Origin of the sequence: Xanthomonas euroxanthea, from assembly GCF_903989455.1 — a bacterium.
Lineage (GTDB): Bacteria > Pseudomonadota > Gammaproteobacteria > Xanthomonadales > Xanthomonadaceae > Xanthomonas > Xanthomonas euroxanthea.
The window spans coordinates 1,677,984-1,698,749 of record NZ_LR861803.1; the positions used below are offsets into that span (position 1 = coordinate 1,677,984).

The 20,766-nt window shown below is 66.6% G+C and carries 18 protein-coding genes; 8 read left to right on the forward strand and 10 right to left on the reverse strand.

The features are described from left to right. Positions 1–13: 13 nt before the first annotated feature. The 8 genes from tsf to H7A86_RS07260 form a co-directional block, all read right to left on the reverse strand. Complete coding sequence (tsf, locus tag H7A86_RS07225) at positions 14–892, reverse strand: translation elongation factor Ts (protein WP_104583393.1); 879 nt, start codon at positions 890–892, stop codon at positions 14–16. A 169-nt stretch (positions 893–1,061) separates the two neighbouring features. Then, entirely contained in the window at positions 1,062–1,883 is an 822-nt protein-coding gene (gene rpsB, locus H7A86_RS07230; RefSeq protein WP_026064294.1) for a 30S ribosomal protein S2, read from the reverse strand. 411 nt (positions 1,884–2,294) lie between these two features. Further along, positions 2,295–3,002: a fimbrial biogenesis chaperone gene (locus H7A86_RS07235; RefSeq protein ID WP_119132349.1), complete on the reverse strand. Its 708-nt coding sequence runs from the start codon at positions 3,000–3,002 to the stop codon at positions 2,295–2,297. A gap of 2 nt (positions 3,003–3,004) precedes the next feature. Beyond that, entirely contained in the window at positions 3,005–3,337 is a 333-nt protein-coding gene (locus H7A86_RS07240; RefSeq protein ID WP_104583391.1) for a hypothetical protein, read from the reverse strand. 48 nt (positions 3,338–3,385) lie between these two features. Beyond that, a complete protein-coding gene (locus H7A86_RS07245) occupies positions 3,386–4,420 on the reverse strand; it encodes a Csu type fimbrial protein (protein WP_164739658.1) in 1,035 nt (344 codons plus the stop codon). Next, on the reverse strand, positions 4,417–6,768 hold the full coding sequence (locus H7A86_RS07250) for a fimbria/pilus outer membrane usher protein (RefSeq protein ID WP_119132348.1): 2,352 nt from the start codon (positions 6,766–6,768) through the stop codon (positions 4,417–4,419). The genes H7A86_RS07245 and H7A86_RS07250 overlap by 4 nt, the downstream gene beginning before the upstream one ends. 16 nt (positions 6,769–6,784) lie before the next feature. Further along, positions 6,785–7,555, reverse strand: a complete 771-nt coding sequence (locus H7A86_RS07255; RefSeq protein ID WP_104648346.1) for a fimbrial biogenesis chaperone — start codon at positions 7,553–7,555, stop codon at positions 6,785–6,787. 8 nt (positions 7,556–7,563) lie between these two features. Then, positions 7,564–8,088, reverse strand: a complete 525-nt coding sequence (locus H7A86_RS07260) for a Csu type fimbrial protein (RefSeq protein ID WP_164739076.1) — start codon at positions 8,086–8,088, stop codon at positions 7,564–7,566. Positions 8,089–8,406: 318 nt separating this feature from the next. Between H7A86_RS07260 and map the strand changes: the two genes are divergently transcribed. The 8 genes from map to asnB all read left to right on the forward strand — a co-directional run bounded on the left by map (position 8,407) and on the right by asnB (position 17,045). Then, entirely contained in the window at positions 8,407–9,183 is a 777-nt protein-coding gene (map, locus tag H7A86_RS07265; RefSeq protein ID WP_039520326.1) for a type I methionyl aminopeptidase, read from the forward strand. After that, positions 9,180–11,789 (forward strand): [protein-PII] uridylyltransferase, encoded by a 2,610-nt coding sequence (locus tag H7A86_RS07270; RefSeq protein WP_119132347.1) that lies wholly within the window; start codon positions 9,180–9,182, stop codon positions 11,787–11,789. Before map ends, H7A86_RS07270 begins: the two co-directional genes overlap by 4 nt. A gap of 29 nt (positions 11,790–11,818) precedes the next feature. Further along, positions 11,819–12,988, forward strand: coding sequence for a 2,3,4,5-tetrahydropyridine-2,6-dicarboxylate N-succinyltransferase (gene dapD / locus H7A86_RS07275; RefSeq protein ID WP_180708065.1), 1,170 nt, complete (start codon positions 11,819–11,821; stop codon positions 12,986–12,988). Further along, a complete protein-coding gene (locus tag H7A86_RS07280) occupies positions 12,985–13,458 on the forward strand; it encodes a hypothetical protein (protein ID WP_119132346.1) in 474 nt (157 codons plus the stop codon). Before dapD ends, H7A86_RS07280 begins: the two co-directional genes overlap by 4 nt. After that, positions 13,455–13,811, forward strand: coding sequence for an arsenate reductase (locus tag H7A86_RS07285; RefSeq protein WP_104583385.1), 357 nt, complete (start codon positions 13,455–13,457; stop codon positions 13,809–13,811). Before H7A86_RS07280 ends, H7A86_RS07285 begins: the two co-directional genes overlap by 4 nt. A 111-nt stretch (positions 13,812–13,922) precedes the next feature. Then, positions 13,923–15,056, forward strand: coding sequence for a succinyl-diaminopimelate desuccinylase (gene dapE / locus H7A86_RS07290; protein ID WP_119132345.1), 1,134 nt, complete (start codon positions 13,923–13,925; stop codon positions 15,054–15,056). Continuing rightward, entirely contained in the window at positions 15,053–15,217 is a 165-nt protein-coding gene (locus tag H7A86_RS07295) for a hypothetical protein (protein ID WP_166766015.1), read from the forward strand. Before dapE ends, H7A86_RS07295 begins: the two co-directional genes overlap by 4 nt. Before the next feature lie 133 nt (positions 15,218–15,350). Then, a complete protein-coding gene (asnB, locus tag H7A86_RS07300) occupies positions 15,351–17,045 on the forward strand; it encodes an asparagine synthase B (protein WP_119132344.1) in 1,695 nt (564 codons plus the stop codon). 69 nt (positions 17,046–17,114) lie between these two features. On the opposite strand, the gene hpaM is transcribed toward asnB, so the two are convergent. Together hpaM and H7A86_RS07310 are read right to left on the reverse strand one after the other, a co-directional pair. Then, positions 17,115–18,164: a type III secretion-associated outer membrane-bound protein HpaM gene (gene hpaM, locus H7A86_RS07305; protein ID WP_119132343.1), complete on the reverse strand. Its 1,050-nt coding sequence runs from the start codon at positions 18,162–18,164 to the stop codon at positions 17,115–17,117. 231 nt (positions 18,165–18,395) lie between these two features. Next, a complete protein-coding gene (locus tag H7A86_RS07310; RefSeq protein WP_119132342.1) occupies positions 18,396–20,540 on the reverse strand; it encodes a TonB-dependent siderophore receptor in 2,145 nt (714 codons plus the stop codon). Between the last annotated feature and the right edge of the window lie 226 nt (positions 20,541–20,766).

Consider the following 20,766-nt stretch of genomic DNA (forward strand, 5'->3'; position numbering starts at 1 on the left):
GGTGCGGCGAGGATCAGGCCAGTCCGGCCTGCTTCATCACTTCGGCGGCGTAGTCTTCCACCACCTTCTCGATGCCTTCGCCAACGGCCAGGCGCTGGAAGCCGACCACGTCGGCACCGGCGGCCTTGACCGCCTGCTCGACGGTCTGGTCGGTGTTCAGCACGTACGGCTGGCCGTACAGCGTCACTTCGTTGACGATCTTGCTGATCTTGCCGCTGATGATCTTTTCCAGGATCTCGGCCGGCTTGGCCTTGTCCTTCTCGGACATCTTGGCCAGTTCGATTTCCTTTTCCTTGGCGATGAACTCGGCCGGGACGTCGGAGGCCTTGACGTGCGGCGGGTTCATCGCGGCGATGTGCATGGCGATGCCGCGAGCCAGCTCGATGTCGCCACCCTTCAGCTCGACCAGCACGCCGATGCGGCCGCCGTGCACGTAGGCTGCGACGTTGTTGGCGCTGTCGATACGGACCAGGCGACGCACCTGCAGGTTCTCGCCGACCTTGGCGATGACCGCGGCGCGACGCTCTTCGATGGTCTCGCCGCTGTCGAGCTTGACGCTCTTGAGCGCTTCGGCATCGGCTGCGTCCGCGTTCAGCGCGGCGGTGGCCACGGTCTCGGTGAAGGCCAGGAAGTTCTCGTCCTTGGCGACGAAGTCGGTCTCGGAGTTGACTTCGACCAGCACGGCCTTGCCGCCGGCCTGTGCGGTGGCGATGCGGCCTTCGGCGGCGACGCGGTCAGCCTTCTTGTCGGCCTTGGCCAGGCCGGACTTGCGCAGCCATTCGGCAGCGGCGTCGATGTCGCCTGCGTTTTCGACGAGTGCCTTCTTGCACTCCATCATGCCGGCGCCGGTGCGCTCGCGCAGTTCCTTGACCAGGGAAGCAGTGATTTCCATGGAATTACCTCATATGGACGAATGCGTGCGGCGGAATGTTCCGCCAGTAGGAGACGACGCAGCCATGCCGGCCGCCCCCGTAGAGATGTTCAGTGGCCTCGGCGACGGGCCGCGGTGGACCCGTCGGGGCTGCGGCCGCACAGCATGGTGCGGCCGCATTGCAGGCCGATTACTCGGCAGCCGGAGCGGCCGCGTCGGCCGGCGCGTCAGCCTTCTTGTCGCCCTTCTTGGCCGGAGCGCGACGGCCCTTGCCTTCGTCGGCGGACTCGGCGGAGAACTCTTCCTCGCGCACCGACGCGGAATTCGGCGCAGCGGCCTTGCCTTCCAGCACGGCGTCGGCAGCGGCGCGTGCATACAGCTGCACGGCACGGATGGCGTCGTCGTTACCCGGGATGGCGTAGTCGACCAGGGCCGGATCGTAGTTGGTGTCGACCACCGCGATCACCGGAATGCCGAGCTTCTTGGCTTCCTTGATGGCGATGTCTTCATGGCCGATGTCGATCACGAAGATCGCGTCGGGCAGGCGGTTCATTTCCTTGATGCCGCCCAGCGAGGCGTCCAGTTTCTCGCGCTCGCGACGCAGGCCCAGCACTTCGTGCTTGACCAGCTTGTCGAAGGTGCCGTCGGTCTCGGCCGACTCCAGTTCCTTCAGGCGGGCAACCGACTGCTTGACGGTACGGAAGTTGGTCAGGGTGCCGCCCAGCCAGCGCTGGGTCATGAACGGCATGCCGCAACGCTCGGCTTCTTCCTTGATGGACTCGCGCGCGCTGCGCTTGGTGCCCAGGAACAGCACGGTGCCGCGCTTCTGCGCGATCGAGGAGAGGAAGTTCATCGCGTCATTGAAGAGCGGAACGGTCTTCTCGAGGTTGATGATGTGGATCTTGCCGCGCGCGCCGAAGATGTACGGCGCCATCTTGGGGTTCCAGTAGCGGGTCTGGTGACCGAAATGGACGCCGGCTTCCAGCATCTGACGCATGGTGACTTGGGGCATTGAAGTAACTCCTGATAGCGGAATCACCGTGCGCGGCCTTGACTTTGAGGAGTCCGCACATGGATGTGCGGGCTGTTGCGAGGGACTCGCATCAAAACGCACATGATTCCGGGGTTGGGCTTCCCTGTCGCCTCCGTGTCGAACCCCCTGTTGGGGGCACCCCGGCACGGATGGCGGCGGCAGGTGTGAATTCGTCGGTGACGTCCGACGTGAACGACGCACTGCGTGCAATACGCAAAACAGCCGGCGGAGTATAGCCGGCGGGGCGGGGTGGTGCAATCGACGGGAATCGGGAATCGGGAATCGGGAATCGGGAATCGGGAATCGGGAGCCTAGCTGCTTGAGCATCCGCACGCGAAACGATCAGCTATGGCGATGCGCCGTACCGATTCCCCATTCCCGACTCACGATTCACGGCTCCAGTGCCAGCGTAGTCTCGGTATCGCTGTTGATGCGTGCCACGAAGCGGCCGTTGCCGGCGGGCAGGTTGGCCGGTAGCGGCCATTGGCGGGTCTGGCCGGGCAGCACGTAACCGGCCAGGTCGTCGCGGATGCTGCGGCGGGTACCGCCGGCATCGATGTAGGCCAGGTCGGCCAGCCGGGCATGGCTCGGCCCGGCATTGTGGACCTGCAGGGCGCGGCCGCTGCCGTGGCCGGACACGCTGGCCTGCAGCACCGGGTGCTGTTCGCCGGGTTGGCTGGGCAGGGCGAACACCGGCGTGGAATACCGCAGCAGCTCGGTATCGCTGCCGGCGGCATGCTGGGTCACCACCAACCGGTAGCTGTCCTCGGCCTGTGCCGGGCTGGGGCCCAGCCGGATCACCCGCAGCAGCTGCCGGCCTTGCGACGGAATTTCGAACTGCGCCGGGCTGACGGTGGCCGCGGTAGCCGGTTCGAGCAGCTCGCGGTCGCCGTCCTGGCGCCAGCGGTAGAGTTTGGCTTCGGCGCGCCATGGCAGCGCGGCCTGGTTGTAAAGCCAGACGGCCGCCTGGTCGCTGTCGGCGGGAATGCGTGCAGTGGTCGGGGCGATGGCGATCTCGGCGCCAGCGGCGGTGCCGACGATGGCCAGGCCGGCCAGTGCAAGCGCCAGCAGGCAGCAGCGGGAGCGAGGCGTGGCCATGCTCAGAACGCGATCGTGGTCATGCGCGCACTGCCGGCAGGCGCAGGCCCGGCGAGTGCACTGGCATCCTGCCCGGTGCTGGTGACGGCGGGGTCTTCGGCGGTGCTGGCCGGCGGGGCGATCGCCATCGGCGTGCCTCTGGAACAACTGGCGCGCGGGGGCGCAGTACGCAGCTCGCAGCCGCTGAGCAGGCGCAATCCGATGTGCAGGGTGAAGTTTTCCGGGCCGCGCGCAGCAGCCGCGTTGGCCGCGGTCGAGGTCGCGGTGCAGACGAGGGCGACCAGCGTCAGGCGCTTCAGGAGAGTGACCAGCGTCATGAAGGCAATCGTTTGCATTGGAGACGTAACAAATAGCGACGCCCCCGATGCGAACTTTATTAACTGTCAGTAAGTGATGGAGACTGTCACCGTGTCGTTGTAGGCCCCTGCAATGGGCTGCTGCGGTGCCGGCGCGCGCCCATAGACGGTCACCGTCTGCGCGACGCCGTTGCCGGTGCCGCTGAGCGTATCGACGCCGATGCTGGTGCCCCAGCGGTTGCCGCGGCCGGCGTCCCGATACAGCTCGTAGGCGATGTAGTTGGCACTGCTGGCATGGCGCATGCGCCGGACGCTGCCGGTGGCATTGATGCCATCGCCCAGCCCGATATTCCAGGCGGTGCGGTTGGTGCACGACAGGCTGATGGTGGAAGTGCGATCGATGGCGGTATCGATGGTGCCGGCGATGCTGCCGAAATCCAGGTCGGTGGTGACGTAGGTATTGCAGCGTGCCGGCACGTTGGCCGAGGCAATGAAGGGGAACGCATTGCTGGCGGTCTTGGCGCCGCTGCCGCCGGCCGTGCAACTGCTCGGCGCCGCCGGGACGCCGATGATGCTCTCGTTGTAGGAGTAGCGCAGCACGGTGTCGGCGCCGCCGAAACTGCTGGTGTGGTTGCCGACCGACAGGGTCTGGCTGGCCGGAATCCGCCCGTACAGGGTGAGGGTGGTCGTCTGCGAGCCGCCGGTGATCACCGGAACGCCGTAGGACAGCGTCAGCAGGCGCGGCGAAGGCGTCGTCGATCCGGTGGAGCCCCAGACCTGGGTGCGCGTGGCCTCGCTGTAGATCTGGAAGTCCAGGCTGTCGCCGGTGGGGTTGAGCATGCGGCGCGGCGCATACAGGCCGTTGCTGGCGCTGCCCGGCCCAAGGTCCAGGCAAAGACTCACCTGGGCATAGCCCAGCACGCTGAGCGCGGCGGTCGCGCAGGTGACATTGAGCGTTGCCACCGCATCGGTGGTGCCGTTGGCCGCCACATTGCCGAATGCCAGCGGGGTGCCGAGGGTGACGCTGCAGGTGGTGTCGGCGCGCGCGTCCTGGCCGGGGGCAAGCCACAACACGGCGATCGCCAGCGCAAGCAGCAGGCGCCAGGGTGCGGGCAGGCTCATGGGGTCTCCTGCTCGAGCACGCAGGGCAGCGGGCCGACCCGCGGAATGCCGCCGGGGTTGGCCGGGTAGGTGAACCGAGCGCTGCAGCGGCCAGCGGGCAGCTCGACCAGGATGCGGTTGTCGATCTGCAGGTTGTCCAGATAGGTTTCGCCGTCGTAGCCGACCACCACGCGTTCGGCATCGCCTTCGCGCTGCACCACGCTGCCGACCGGCAACGGCACACCCTGGGCGTCGTGCAGCACGATCATGGCCGCGCGCACCCGGGTGATGCCGAAGCGCACCGCCACCCCGGACTGCTGGCGCGGTGTCACTGCGGTATCGACGCGGTCCACGCGCAGGTCCGCCGGCAGGTTCAGGGTGTCGATGGACAACTGGTTGCGCTGCCACGACTGCAGCGGGGTGACCAGCAGCATCCCGCGGGCGTCGGTGACGCCGATCAGGCGATTCTCCAGCCGCACCGGAATGCCGGGCTGGCCGTCGGTGGACACCACCGCGAAGGCATCCTGGATGTCGCGCGCGGCAAAGCCGCGGCCGTTCATCCACACCAGGCTGCCGCTGGCACTGGCATAGCCGAAGTTGTTGCCATCCTGGTTGGCGACGCCCAGGTTGTAGCGGCCGATGCGGTTCAACCACCCCAGTTCGGCCAGGCCGCCGCTGGCATCGTCGCCGGCCCGCCCCTGCAGGCGCCAGCCGATCCCGCCCAGGTCGCCGTCGCCGGGCAGCGGCTGGCTGAGGTCGGCCACAAAGCCGGTGCGGTTGCCGTTGCGCTGCATCGATGCGCTGGCCTGGCGCAACTCGCCGAACGTGGTCGACAACGACAGGTACAGGCTGCGGTCGCTGCGCACATCCAGGTTCTGGTTGCCGGACAGGTTGGCCGCCCAGTTGCGCCCGAAGTTGCGCGACCAGAACAGGCTCGCGTAACGCGAGGTGTCGCCTTGCGGGTAGCTCAGGCGCACATAGCTGGTGCCCAGCGAGCCGATCGGATTGACGTTGATGCCGAATGCCACGCGGTCGCTGATGCGCGCCGGTAACGCGCCCTGCAGCGCGCCCAGGTCGCGATAGTCGCCGTGGGTGCGCTGGGTGCCGGCGGTGACGTTGAAGCGACGGTTGTTCCAGGCATAGCCCAGCACGTACTGGCCACCGCGCAGCGCATCCATCCGGCTGTGCGCATAGGCGGCGTTGGCCACGCCGCCGACGCCGAGCAGCCACACACCGCCCGCACCGGCATTGACCACGCCGCCGCCGGCCTCGGCGTGCGCCTCGATGGTGAAGTCTTCGCGCAGGCCTTTGCGCAGCGTGGCGCTGGCAACCGTACGCGAAGCGTAGGAAAACGAGCGCACGCCGTAGTCCTGGCGCAGATGGCCGATGCCGGCCGACCACTCGGAAATGCCGCGGGCCAACAGCTGCGGCGTGCCATAGAACGCGAAGTCCAGCCGGCGCACCTGGCCGAACGCATCGGTCACCACGATCTGCGCCTGTCCGGTCCCGCTGATGCCTGGTTGCGCGGCCAGCTGGAACGGGCCGGCCGGCACCTGGCCGCTGTACTGGCGCAGGCCATCGACGTAGAGCTCCACGGTCGAGGGCACCACCGCCTCGCCCAGGAAGCTTGGCGTGGGGGTCAGCACGCGATACGGCTGCAAGGCGTAATTGCGCCCGATCTGCACCCCGCCCAGGCGGATCGAGCGGCTCCAGTCGACAAAGCCGCTGTAGAAATCGCCGACCGTCAGGCTGGTGGCGCTGTCGGGGAAGTCCATCTGCCAGGCGCTGTCCAGGCGCACCGCTTCGCTGCGCCAGCGCTGGTCCTGCGGGCGGTCGTAGGCCAGGAACACCGCAGTGGTATCGACCATGCCGCGGCCGATGCCGAAGCCGCGCACTTCGGTCGCCAGCGACACGCTGCTGGCCCCGGCATTGCGCGTGGCATAGAAGTCGTAGTTGAGCAGCATGCCCGGCGAGGCGGTGGCGCTGGGCGGTGCGACCTGTTCGGCCTTCAGCACCGTGGTGGAGAGCGACAGCTGCGCCAGCGGTACCTGCAGCGCCAGCCGTTGCAGCGCGGCGTCGTAGCGCACTTCCACGTCGGGCAGGCGATCAAGGTCGACCAGTTCGCTGGCGGCGCGGTCGGCCAGGATGAAGCCCAGCTTGCGCAGCGTGTCGACCGAGCCGCGCAGGTGACCGTCCACCAGCTCGAACGGTGCCAGGCCGCGGTCGGCCTGATTGAGGGTGACATCCAGGTACAGCGTCTGCGGCAGGGCCGCCACGCTCTGCGGGGCCTGATCGGGCAGTGGCGCCATATCGGCCAGGTCGCCGGAGCCGGCATGCGCCAGGCAGGTGGCGGTCGCAAGCAGCGTCATCGCCAGCCGGCCCGCATCACGGCGCTGTCGGCGCTGCCAACAAGGTGCGTTCGTCCGCCTCACCATTGATCCTTGCGATGATGGTGCCGCGGCCGAACTGGGCCAGCGGTGCACCCAGTGACCAGCGCATGGTCTGGCCGGGCAGGACATAGCCCACCAGCCCGTTCAATGCGGTCTTGGTCGTGCCGTCGACCCGATGCTGCAGGTCGGCGACCTGGGCGTGCCCATTGCCGGTGTTGCTGATCTGGATCTGCGCAGTGCCGTCGCTGCCGGCGATCACCTGCGTGTTCAAGGTCGGCGCGGATTCGGTCCTGCCCGGCGGCAGCAGGAAGATCGGCACCGAGTAGCGCAGCACGAACTGCATGCCCTTGCGATCGGCATCGGCATTGGGCAATTCGTCGACGATGATGCGGTAGCAGGCTTCCTCGCTGGTGGGCGCGGGTCCGGCGCGAATGACCCGGATCAGCTGGCGCTCGCCGGCGGCCAGCGTGCGCATCGGCGGGCTGATCAGCAGTTCCTGGGTCGGGTCCAGCTGATCCTTGCCGTCGCGCTGGGTCCAGCGATAGGCCCGGGTCTGCACCTGCACCGGCGCGCTGCCGCTGTTGCTCAGCCACAGCCCGTCGGCGGACTGCTGCGCGTTCAGCGTCAGCGAGGTCGGTGCCAGCTGCAGGCTGGCCGCATGGGCCGGTTGCAGCGGCCAGCCGCTGCCAAGCGCCAGCATCAGTGCCAGCCCGGCCGTGACCAGCCGGCCCGGCATCCGGTAGGACAGGGGGTGGTGCAATGGCATGCGCGCGCTCAATAGACGATCGTGGCGGTGATGGTGTCTTGGTAGGTACCGGTGGCGGGATTGTTGGCCGACGGGTTGGTCACGCGGCCGTAGACCGGATAGACCTGGTTGATGCCGGTGGCGGTGCGGCTCAGCGTATTGGTGCCGGTGGTGCTGCCCCAGACCGTGCTGCGGCCCAGATCCTGGTACAGCTGGTAGGCGATGAAGTTGTTGGTGGTGACCAGCGCATCGGTGTTCTTCATGCGGCGGGTGGTGACGTCGTTGGCGGTGCCGGCATTGCTGCCCGCGCTCAACGCAATGTTGTAGGGGGTCAGCGCGGTGCACTGTGCGGTCACGCTGCCGTTGGCGTCGGCATTGGCGGTGGAGGTGGACAACACCGAGCCGAAGTCGACGTCCGTCGCGGAGGCGGCGGTGATGGTGCAGGCCTTGGTGACGGCGATCTTGACGTTGAATGTGGTGGTATCTGCTGCAGTGGCAGCGCCAATGGTCGAGAGCAGGCCAAGGGACAGCAGGACAGGGCGGACAGTACGCATGGACATTTCCTTGACCGGTCTGGTCATTGGTGACGCGACGACTCGTCGCCCCTGACCCAATGCATCAGCCATGCCAAAGATTACCCTGAATGATTTGGCTATCTCACTGTTTAACCTCAGGGTTTTTCCCGAAAGTGCGATGTCTTTCGGATGACTCCGCTGACAGGCTTTTTGACGCGCGCGGTAGTGCGTCACACATGAATACGTGGCGCCGCCAGTTTCCTGCTGCCCCGTCCGTTTCTGCGGTTCTGCCTCCGCAACGCAAAAACGCGCGCGCAGGCCGTTCAGATTTAGCCCGAATCGGCGATAATCGTGGCCATGAGCGTCAATCTGAAAACCAAAGAAGAAATCGAACTGATGCGCGTCGCCGGCCGTCTGGCCGCCGAGGTGCTCGATGTCGTGGCTCCGTACGTGCAGGCGGGCGTGACCACGGCCGAGCTGGACCGCATCTGCCATGACCACATCGTCAACGTGCAGGGCACCATTCCTGCCAATGTCGGCTATCGCGGCTTTCCCAAGAGCGTGTGCACCTCGGTCAACAACGTGATCTGTCACGGCATCCCGAGCGCGGCCAAGGTCCTGAAGGACGGCGACATCGTCAATATCGATGTCACCGTCATCAAGGATGGCTGGCACGGCGACACCAGCCGCATGTACTACGTCGGCACGCCATCGGTGATGGCCAAGCGGCTGGTGGAAACCACCTACGAAGCGATGTGGCGCGGCATCCGCGCGGTCAAGCCGGGCGCGACGCTGGGCGATGTCGGTCACGCGATCCAGAAGTTTGCCGAGGCCGAGCGCTTCAGCGTGGTGCGCGACTACTGCGGCCACGGCATCGGCAAGGTCTACCACGACGAGCCGCAGGTGATGCATTACGGCCGCCCCGGCGAAGGCCTGGTGCTCAAGCCCGGCATGACCTTCACCATCGAACCGATGATCAACGAAGGCACCTACCACCATAAGACGCTGCCGGACGGCTGGACCGTGGTGACCAAGGACCGCAAGTTGTCCGCCCAGTGGGAACACATGGTCGCGGTGACCGAAGACGGCGTGGATGTGCTGACGCTGTCGCCGAACGCTCCCGCGCCGGTATGACGGCCACGCCGGCGGACCGACCCGACCCGGGTGCCGCCGGCGATGCCGAGTGGGCCGCGCAGGCGCGCCCGCTGCTGGTGCACGCCGACATGCGGCTGTGCAAGCGCTTCGACCAGGGCGAGCCGATCGAGCGCCTGGTGGCCTTGCGCGCACGCGCGGTCGATCAATTGATGCGCAATGCGTGGACGCGCTGCATCCCGGCCGATGCCGAACTGTCGTTGCATGCGGTCGGTGGCTACGGGCGCGGCGAACTGTTCCCGCGTTCGGACGTGGATGTGCTGGTGCTGGGCGAGACCGGCGTGCAGCAACAGCACGAGCAGGCCCTGGCGCGGTTGTTTGCCTTGCTGTGGGATGTGGGCCTGCCGATCAGCCACGCGGTGCGCTCGCCGGCGCAGTGCACCGCCGCGGCCGCCGACCAGACAGTGCTGACCGCCTTGATCGAGTCGCGCCCGCTGATGGCTGGCAGCCAGGCGCGTGCGGCCCTGGCGGCCGCGATTTCGCCGCAGCAGGTCTGGCCGGCGCGCGAATTCTTCCAGGCCAAGCGCGAAGAGCTGCTGGCGCGGCACCAGCGCTTCGGCGATACCGCCGACAATCTCGAACCGGATATCAAGGACGGCCCCGGTGGTCTGCGCGACCTGCAGACACTGGGCTGGATGGCGCTGCGCGCGTTCGGGGTCAAGGATCTGGAAGCGCTGGTCGGGCTCGGCCATGTCGGCTTCGACGAGGCCGCAGCGCTGCGGCGCGAACGCGAGGAGCTGGCGCGCTTGCGCTTCGGCCTGCATCTGGTCGCCAAACGGCCGGAAGAGCGGCTGGGGTTCGATTACCAGAAGACGCTTGCCCAGCGGCTGGGCTTTGCCGACGACCCGGAGAGCCTGGGCGTGGAAAAGATGATGCAGCGCTTCTACCGCAGCGCTGCGTTGATCCGCCGCATCAGTGACCGCTTGCTGCAGCGCTTCGAAGAACAATTCGATGGCGAAGCGGTGCCGGAGCCGCTCGGCGAGGGCTTCAGTCTGCGTCGCGGCTATCTGGCCGCGGATGCGGAGGACTGGCCGGCCGGCGATGTGCTGCAGGTCTTTGCGCTGTTTGCGCAGTGGGCGGCGCACCGCGAGGTGCGTGGGCTGCATTCGCTGACCGCGCGCGCGCTGGCCGAGGTGTTGCGCGAGTTGCCGGCCTACGACGTGGCCGATGCGACCGCACGCGACCGCTTCATGGCGCTGCTGCGCGGCCCGCGGGCGGTGGAGTCGCTCAACCGCATGGCGCGCCTGGGCGTGCTGGGTCAGTGGATCCCGGCATTCGCCAGCGTGTCCGGGCGCATGCAGTTCGACCTGTTCCATGTCTACACGGTGGACCAGCACACCTTGATGGTGCTGCGGAACATCGCGTTGTTCGCCGCCGGTCGCGCCGACGAGCGTTTTTCGATCACCCACGAAGTCTGGCCGCGCCTGCGCAAGCCGGAATTGCTGCTGCTGGCCGGGCTGTTCCACGATATCGCCAAGGGCCGTGGCGGCGACCATTCCGAGCTGGGCGCGGTGGATGCGCGCGCGTTCTGCCAGGCGCATCGGCTCAGCGACGGCGATACCGCGCTGGTGGCCTGGCTGGTGGAGCAGCACCTGCGCATGTCGGTGACCGCGCAGAAGCAGGACATCTCCGACCCGGAGGTGATCCACCGTTTTGCCACCCTGGTCGGCACGCGCGAGCGCCTGGACTATCTGTATCTGCTGACCTGCGCCGATATCGCCGGCACCAGCCCCAAATTGTGGAACGCGTGGAAGGACCGGCTGCTGGCCGACCTGTACTTCGCCGCGCGGCGCGCGCTGCGCGAGGGCCTGGAACATCCGCCGCCGCGCGAGGAGCGCCTGCGCGAAGCGCGCGAGTCCGCACGCGCGCTGATGCAGGCGCAAGGCCACGACGATGCCACCATCGACCGCCAGTTTGCCGGCATGCCGGATGAAAACTTCCTGCGCTTCCGTCCCGAGCAACTGGCCTGGCAGGCGGTGTCGCTGATTGAAGTGCAGATCGGGCAGACCCTGGTCAAGGCGCGTCGCGCGGTGCCGGACAACGACGCGCTGGAAGTGTTCGTGTATTCGCCCGATCGCGATGGCCTGTTCTCGGCGATCGTCGCCACGCTGGATCGCAAGGGCTACGGCATCCATCGCGCCCGCGTGCTGGATGCGCCGCACGATGCGATCCTCGACGTGTTCGAGGTGCTGCCGCAGGACAGCTCCGCCGATGGCGACCCGCAGCGTCTGGCCGCGGCCTTGCGCCAGGTGCTGGCCGGCGACCTGCACAAGGTGCGGCCCTCCCGGCGGGCGGTGCCGCGCCAGCTGCGCCACTTCCGCTTTGCGCCGCGCGTGGAATTCAGCGAAAGCGCCGGTGGCCGCCGTACCCGCATCAGCCTGGTTGCGCCCGATCGCCCCGGCTTGCTGGCCGATGTGGCCAACGTGCTGCGCCTGCAACACCTGCGTGTGCACGATGCGCGCATCGCCACCTTCGGCGAGCGTGCCGAAGACCAGTTCCAGATCACCGACGAGCACGACCGCCCGTTGCCCGAATCCGCACGGCAGGCGCTGCGCGATGCGCTGTGCGCCTGCCTCGATCCCACCTAAGTAGTCCGTCAGTCCGTTCGGAGACCCCCATGGCCACCAGCAAGAAGACCACGCGCAAGCAGGGCGCGACCACCACCAGCGCAGCGCCCAAGCGCGTCACGCGCGACAGCGGCAAGGCGCGTCAGGCACCGGCCGTCGACAAGACCAAGGTCACCGCGGCGGCCGGCAAGGCCGTTGGCGCCGGCAAACGTGTCGTCAAGAAAAGCGTTGCCAAGAAAAGCGCGGCCAAGCCGGCCGCCAGTGCGGCCCCGCGCGTGGCCAAGCAGCCGACCAGCGTGGTGTCGGCACCAGCTGCCAAGAAGGCTGCCGCTGCAAAGAAACTGCCGATCGCCGAAAAGGCGGTGCAGGGTGCTGCAACGCAGGTGGGCAATGACGAACTCAGGTTCGGCATCGAGAGTGCGTTCGAGCGCCGCGCCAGCCTGACCGTCGATGAGATCGACGGCTCCACCCGCGCCATCGTCACCCGCGTCATCGACGGCCTGGAGCGCGGCGAGTTCCGCGTTGCCGAGCCGGACGGGAAGGGCGGCTGGACCGTCAACGAATGGTTGAAGAAAGCCGTGCTGCTGTATTTCCGCGTCAACGAGATGGCGGTGATCGACGCGCAGCCGGCGCCGTTCTGGGACAAGGTGGAGTCGCGTTTTGCCGGCTTCGGCGAGGCCGAGTTCCGCAAGGCCGGCGTGCGCGTGGTGCCGGGCGCGGTGGCGCGGCGCGGCAGCTACTTCGGCAAGGACGTGGTGCTGATGCCGAGCTTCACCAACATCGGCGCCTATGTGGGCGAAGGCACCATGGTCGATACCTGGGCCACGGTGGGGTCGTGCGCGCAGATCGGCGCGCATTGCCACCTGTCCGGCGGCGCCGGCATCGGCGGCGTGCTCGAACCGCTGCAGGCCAGCCCGACCATCATCGAAGATCATTGCTTCATCGGTGCGCGTTCGGAAGTGGTCGAAGGCGTGGTGATCGGTCACCACAGCGTGATCGGCATGGGCGTGTTCATCGGCCAGAGCACGCGCATCTACAACCGCGCCACCGGCGAGATTTCCTACGGTTACGTGCCGCCTTACAGCGTGGTGGTGTCCGGCCAGCTGCCGTCGAAGGACGGCTCGCACTCGCTGTATTGCGCGGTGATCGTCAAGCAGGTGGATGCCAAGACGCGCAGCAAGACCAGCGTCAACGAGCTGCTGCGCGGTCTGGCCGATTGAGTAGCGCGCAGCCGGTGCTCGGCGCCATGGTGTCGCGTCCGGCCAGTGGCTGGATCCGTTGGGGCATCCCGGCCATGTGGTTGGGATGGGTGACGCTCTACGTGGCCGGCGCGCTGGTGCGCGATGGCGTGCCGCAGCAGCTGGAGGTCCTGCGTTGGCTGGCGCCTGCACTGGTGGTGCTGATGACGCTGCGTCTGGCATGGGCATCCACCCGCTGGGCGCAGGTCCGCGATGCGGGCGATGCACTGGTGATCGTCCAGCGTGGACGCTCGCAGTGCGTGGATCTTGCCGAGTTGCGCTCGGTCGATGCCGCATGGCTGATTCCGCCACGGCGGATGGCGCTGAGATTCCACGGCACACGCGCCGATGTGGTGTTCCTGCCCGCACACGGGCAGGAACACGATCAACTGGTAACCACTTTGTTGGCGCGTGCAAACGCGCGCCGCGGGGTCGAGAAGGAGACGAGATGACCACGCTCTACGGATTGAAGAACTGCGACACCTGCAAGAAGGCGACCAAGTGGCTGGACCGCTTCGGCGTGGCCTACAGCTTCGTCGATTACCGCGAGCACGCACCCGCGCCGGAGACGTTGCTGGATTGGGCCGGCAAGGCCGGCGGATTCGAGGCGATGATCAACAAGTCCTCGACCACCTGGCGGCAGCTGCCCGACAACAAGAAGACGCCGGGTTCGGACGCCGAATGGAAGCTGCTGCTGCGCGAATACCCGCAATTGATCCGCCGCCCGGTGGTGGTGAGCGACGATGGTGCGTTCAGTCAGGGCTTCTCCGACAACGGCTTCAAGGCCAGGTTCAACATCGCCTGATGGCGCCATCGCGTCATCGGCTCGCGCACATGTGTGCGTGGCGGGCGTGTGGAAGCCAGGCTGCCTGCTGCTGCGACGGCCCGGGTGCATCTTTTTATCGGAAGGACGAGCATGACCAGTGACGTACTGCAACTGACCTGCGAGCTGATCGCACGCGCCTCGGTGACACCGGACGATGCCGGCTGCCAGGCGCTGATTGCGCAACGCCTGGAGGCCGCCGGATTCACTTGCGAGCATCTGCACCTGGGCCAGGTCGACAATCTGTGGGCCACGCATGGCAGCGGTGCGCCGGTGCTGGTGCTGCTCGGCCACACCGATGTGGTGCCGCCGGGACCGCGCGAGGCCTGGACCAGCGATCCGTTCGATCCGCAGATCCGCGATGGTGTGCTGTACGGGCGCGGCACGGCCGACATGAAGGGCAGCGTGGCCGCCTTCGCGGTCGCCGCCGAACAGGTCGTCGCCGCCCATCCGCAGCACGCCGGTACGCTGGCGGTGTTGCTGACTTCCGATGAGGAAGGCGATGCCATCGACGGCGTGCGGCGCGTGGCCGAGCTGTTGCGCACGCGCGGGCAGGCGATCGACTGGTGCATCACCGGCGAGCCCTCGTCCACCGAGCGGCTGGGCGACCTGCTGCGCGTGGGCCGTCGCGGCAGTCTGTCCGGCACGCTGGTCGTCAAGGGCGTGCAGGGGCATGTGGCGTATCCGCACAAGGCGCGCAATCCGATCCATCTGGCCGCGCCGGCATTGGCCGAGCTGGTGGCACGGCAGTGGGACGAGGGTTTCGAGAGTTTTCCGCCGACCAGTCTGCAAATTTCCAACATCCATGCCGGCACCGGCGCCAATAACGTGATTCCGGGCGAGCTGCAGGTGGCCTTCAATCTGCGCTACACCCCGCTGTGGGATGCGCCGCGGCTGGAAGCGGAGATCGTCGCATTGCTGGATCGCCACGGGCTGGACTATGCGCTGCGCTGGCATCGCAGCGGCGAGCCGTTCTATACCCCGGAAGGGCGCCTGCGCAGCGTCGCACGTGAGGTGCTGGGCCAGTTTGCCGGCGCGCCCCCGGAAGAAAGCACCGGCGGCGGCACCTCCGATGCACGCTTCATTGCACCGTTGGGCGCGCAGTGCATCGAATTCGGCCCGGTCAACGCCAGCATCCATCAGGTCGACGAGCATGTACGCGTGGCCGATCTGCAGGCCTTGCCGGCGCTGTACCGCAGCCTGATCGAGCGGCTGCTGGTCGATTGACGGAGCAGTTGCCGCCGTCGTTGCCGCTGAAACAGTTGCGCCAGCGAAAACGAACGGTTAGCGTCGGTCACATGGTCTTCCAGCTCGCCAACATCAATAACGCCAACCGCAACAATCTGCGCGCGAACAATCGTGCGCGGCCGATGCGGGTCTGCGACTAGGCGACGTCTACCAAACGCCCAGGAATCAGAGAACCCGCATCGGCCGATGCGGGTTTTTTTATGGGTGTCATTCTCGCGCAGCACGCTCTTCCACCGGCCGCCAACCCCCGCAGTTTCATCCAGGAGTGTTTCCATGTGTTCCATCTTCGGTATTTTCGGCCTGCAACCCGGTGACGATCTGCAGGCTTTGCGCCGGCAGGCACTGGAATGTTCGCAGCGGCAGCGCCATCGCGGACCCGACTGGAGCGGGGTGTATGTCGACACCGGCGCGATCCTGGTGCACGAGCGCCTGGCCATCGTCGACCCGGCCGGCGGCTCGCAGCCCTTGTTGTCCGACGATGGCGAGCTTGCGCTGGCAGTGAATGGCGAGATCTACAACCATCGCGAGCTCAAGCAGGAACTGGTGCAGCCGTACGCCTTCCAGACCGGCTCCGATTGCGAGGTGATCAACGCGCTGTACCGCGAGGATGCGCCGGCCTCCTACCTCAACCGCCTCAACGGCATCTTCGCGTTCGCGCTATGGGACAAGGCAGCCGGGCGGGTGATCATCGCGCGCGATCCGATCGGCGTGGTGCCGCTGTACTGGGGCCACGATCGCGAGGGCCGGCTGCGGGTAGCCTCGGAACTGAAGTCGCTGGTGGACGATTGCGCCGACGCGGCGCAGTTCCCGCCGGGTCACTGGTACGACAGTGCCACCGGCGCATTGAGTCGCTATTACGAGCGCGCCTGGCGCGAATACGCCGAGGTGGAAGGCGTGCAGGTGCAGTTGCAGGAATTGCGCGAGGCCTTCGAGCGCGCGGTGCATCGTCAGTTGATGACCGATGTGCCGTATGGCGTGCTGCTGTCCGGCGGGCTGGATTCGTCGTTGGTCGCCGCGGTCGCTGCACGCTACGCGCGCCATCGCATTGAAGAGAACGACACCACCGAAGCCTGGTGGCCGCGCCTGCATTCGTTCGCGATCGGCTTGAAAGGCTCGCCGGACCTGGCCGCTGCCGAAGTCGCCGCCGCCGCGCTGGGCACCGTGCATCACGGCTTCGAGTACAGCTTCGAAGAAGGCCTGGATGCGCTGCCCGAGGTGATCCGCCATATCGAGACCTACGACGTCACCACCATTCGCGCCTCCACGCCGATGTTCCTGCTGGCGCGCCGCATCAAGGCGATGGGCGTGAAGATGGTGCTGTCGGGCGAAGGCAGCGACGAGATCTTCGGTGGCTATCTGTATTTCCACAAGGCACCGAACGCGCGCGAATTCCATGAGGAACTGGTACGCAAGCTGGATGCGCTCAACAACTACGATTGCCTGCGCGCCAACAAGTCGATGATGGCCTGGGGCGTGGAGCCGCGCGTGCCATTCCTGGATCGCGAGTTCCTGGACGTGGCCATGCGCATGGACGCCAGCTTCAAGATGATCGACAAGACCAGCAGCGGCGCCACGCGGATGGAAAAAGGCGTGTTGCGCGAGGCGTTTGCCGGGTATCTGCCCGAATCCATCCTGTGGCGGCAGAAGGAGCAGTTCAGCGATGGCGTGGGCTATGGCTGGATCGATGGACTCAAGGCACATGCCGCCGCGCAGGTGAGCGACCGCGAGCTGGCTGCCGCTTCCAGGCGTTTTCCGGTCAATCCGCCGCAGACCAAGGAAGCGTATTTTTATCGCACGCTGTTCGAACAGTTCTTCCCCAGCCAGGCGGCCGCGGAGACGGTGCCGGGCGGCAAGTCGATCGCGTGTTCGTCGCCGACCGCGATCGCCTGGGATGCCAGCTTCGCCGCGATGGCCGATCCCTCCGGCCGTGCGATTGCCGGCGTGCACGAACAGGCGTTGGCGTCGTAACGCTGCTGCATCCCAAGTTGCAACTGCAGCGGCCGGCATGCGCGCACGCGCTGCCGGCCGCTGCTGCGCTCACTCGTGGCGCACGCAGTAGCCGTAGCGCTGCGGCTCGATATCCACACCTGCCACATCGGCCTGGTTGTTGCGCCACAGGTTAGGCTTGAAGTCGGCCGCAGTGCAGTTGGCAGCGCGGTCCACGCCGATGGTGTAGGTGAACGGCGTATTGGAGAAGCGGTTGTTCTCGAACACGTTGTCCTGGCTCATGCTGTTGTCCCAGCACAGGATTTCCGGCGTGCGATAGCGGATGGCGCAGGCCAGGAAGACGCCGGCGACCTTGTTGCCGTCGAACTGATTGTTGCTGAAGCGGTTGCGGCGCGCGTCGGACAGATAGATACCCTGGCTGCCGTTGCGCTCGAAGCGGTTGTTGCGGATCTCGCTGTCTTCCAGATGTTCGGTGGTCAGGCCTGCGGCCACGTTGTCGTGGATGTAGTTGTTGACCATCGTGACCTTGGCGGTGCGGTTGAACGACACCCCGTCCCAGATCGCGCCGGAGACATCATTGTTTTCGATGGTGATCTCGCGCGTGTCGTACTCGCTCAGCAGGCAGGCGCTGCGGCACTTGTTGACCTGCAGGCCGGCCAGGCGAATCCCCTGGCCGGAACGCACGACCACCGCGCTATTGCTCAGGTACGGGCGCTCGGGCATGAATTCCTTGTCGCCGGTGCTGGCGACGATCTGCATGTCCTCGATGCTGACATTGCGGATCACGCCGGTAGGCTGCTGGTTTTCATAGTCGCCGACCACCAGCGCCGGTTGCTGCACGCCATCGGCCATGCGCAGCACCGTGGTCGGACCCGTGCCACGCAGGGTGAGATTGCCGCGGTGGATCGAGACCAGGCCATTGAGCGGAAATTCGCCTTTTTCCAGGCACAACACCGCACGCGTATCGCTTTGCGGAAGCTTGTCGATGGCTTTTTGCAGATCCTGCCCGGGGCGCACCCTGGCGGTGCAGGCCGCGACCGGCGCGTCCGGTGGGCCGGACTTGGCGGGCGGCGCTGCCGAGCAGGCAGTGGCAACGAGCAGGGGCAACAGGGCGGAAACGGAGCGGGCAAGCTGAGGCATGCGGATTCCGGTCAGTGGGGGGAAGAGGGCGATCGTGTGGAAACACGTTCCAGATCGCGACGGCCTCTAGTGTGTCCCACCGGACGTTAAAGTCTGGCTGATTCCGGCCGGCCTGATTCGGCGCAGGTTCATTGCACTGTCGTGGTCGAGGCCGCAATCGTGCATGCGGTGGCCGACGAACGTCACACTTGGGCAACGTTCGAGATTTGCACAGACGCGTGCTCGCCCTGCTCAGAAATCGTAAGCCAGCTGCGCGTAGATGCGGCGCGGTTCGCCAGGAAAGTGGCCGGTGCGCTCAGTGAACCCGCTGACGGCGTACACCTTGTCGAACAGGTTCTTGACGTTGACCTGCAGCTTCCAGGCATCCCACTGCGTCTGCCAGCTGATGTCGAAGATGGCATACGGCTTGACGCGCTGGCCTTCCAGGCTGACCCGCTCGCCCACGTAGTCGGCACCGAAGGCAATTGCCGAGTTCCAGGCCGGCAGGTCGTAGCGCGTCCACAGGCCGAAGGTGTTGCGCGGTGCATTGGCGAAGCGGTCGCCGGACGCGTTGGTGATGCCGTTGGTGCCCGCATCCAGCACGCGTGCATCGTTGTAGGCGTAGGTCAGGTTGAGCACCCAACGCTCGGTGAGGTCGGCCAGCAGATCCACTTCCAGGCCTTCGCTGCGCACCAGGCCGAGCGCGGCGAGTTGATTGACCCCAGCGACGATGCTGCCGTCGGCCTGCACGATGTTGCTGCGTTCGATGCGATACAGCGCGGTGTTGAGCGTCAGCCCGCCGTCGTTGAGCGCGGTCTTCAGGCCTACTTCCCACTGCGTGCTGCGCTCGGGATCGAACGGGCCACCGACGCTGCTGTCCTGATTGGCCGCATCCTGCGGCAGGAAGCCGCTGGCATAACTGGCGTACGCGTTGACGCCATCGCGCAGCACGAACGTGCTGCCCACACGCCAGCTCAGATCGTTGCCGGTGACGCGCGAGCCGTCCAGCCGGTTGTCGTCCTTGAAGCCGTCCCAACGCAGTCCGGCCATCGCAAACCAGCGCGGCGTCAGCGTGAGTTCGTCCTGCAGATACGCGCCGTAGCGCTGGCTGCGCGTGCTGGTGGCGCGCCAGGGTAGGCTGTCCAGACCGTAGTCGTAAAAGCCGCTGCGCCCGTACACCGGGTTGAACAGATCGATACCCGGCACCGGCCCGCGCACGCGGCCGGTGTCGGCGGTGTTGGCGGTCTGCGCGCGGAAATCCGCATCCAGCCGATAGTAGTCCGCGCCCATCAGCAGCTTGTGCTCGATCGCGCCGATGTGGGTGCGGAACACGGCGTTGACGTTGCTGGAGATCGCATCGTTGTCGCGGAACTGGTTGCGCAACTGCCGCGTCATCCATTCGGCGGTGCCGTCGCCATCGCGGTCGATCAGGCCCATCGGCTCGTGATAGATCTGATGCTCGTCGTTCTTGAACCAGCGCAGCGCCATGTCCACGTCCCACGCATCCGACGGCGCGAAGCGGTACTGCGCGAATGCGACCTTGGCGCGCATGTCGAGGAAATCGGTGGGTTCGTTGTGGTTCCAGCGCCGGTCGGTGAGGAAGTTGCCGTCGTCATCCACCGGCACGCCACGCAGGCGATTGCCGCCCAGGTTCTGGGTGATGTCGGTGTACTGCAAGGTGAGCTCGCCGGTCTGGCCGATATCGAACGCCACCGACGCATCGCCGATCTGGCTCTGGCTATCGGTGTTGCGGCGAAAACCGTCCTCGCCATCGGCATAGGCGCCGATGCGGTAGCGAATGCGTCCGTCGTCGCGTGCCGGCCCGGTAGCTTCGAACGAGGCGGCTCCGAAGGATTGATTGCCCGCCTGCAGCTCCACCCGACGCGCAGCCTGATGGCCGGGCTTGCGGGTGACGTAATTGATGACGCCGCCGGGTTCGCCGCCACCGTACAGCGCACCGGCCGGACCCTTGAGCACTTCCACGCGTTCGATATTGAACAACTGCGGCACCGAGAAGCCGGCATACGGATCGCCGCGCAATCCGTCGTACAGCACGTTTTCCTGGCGGAATCCGCGCAGGGTGACGCCGGCATAGCTGAAGAAGCTGATGCCGCTGATGCTGCGATACAGGTCGGTGATCTGGCGTGCGGCCTGGTCGTCGATCAGTTCGCGCGGCAGTACCTGGACCGACTGCGGAACCAGCGACAACGGCGTGTCGGTGCGTGTGGCCACTGCGGCGTCGTCGGATTTGTACAGCGTCTGCGCACGGCCGACGACCTCGACGCCATCCAGGTCGGTGACGGCTGCCGAGGTGCTGGTGTGTTGTTGGGCGAAGGCGCGGGGCGAGGGCAAAGCCAAGACAGCGGCGAGCGCGGTGACAAGGAGCGTGGGGCGCATTGGTCACTAATGGGAATGGTTATCAAATGCATCTTAGCATGTTGTGCTCGCTTGATTGCGCAGGTCGGCGGGTAGGCGTTGCGGCACAGACTGCGGCGTGCGCGTGCGCGTGCGCACGCGAGGTGCGAGGTGCGAGGTGCGAGGTGCGAGGGTGCGAGACGCCGCATGCGGCATGCGAGGCGCGAGCTGCGGTCTGAGATCTGCGAGTACCGGGACGCGCAATGCC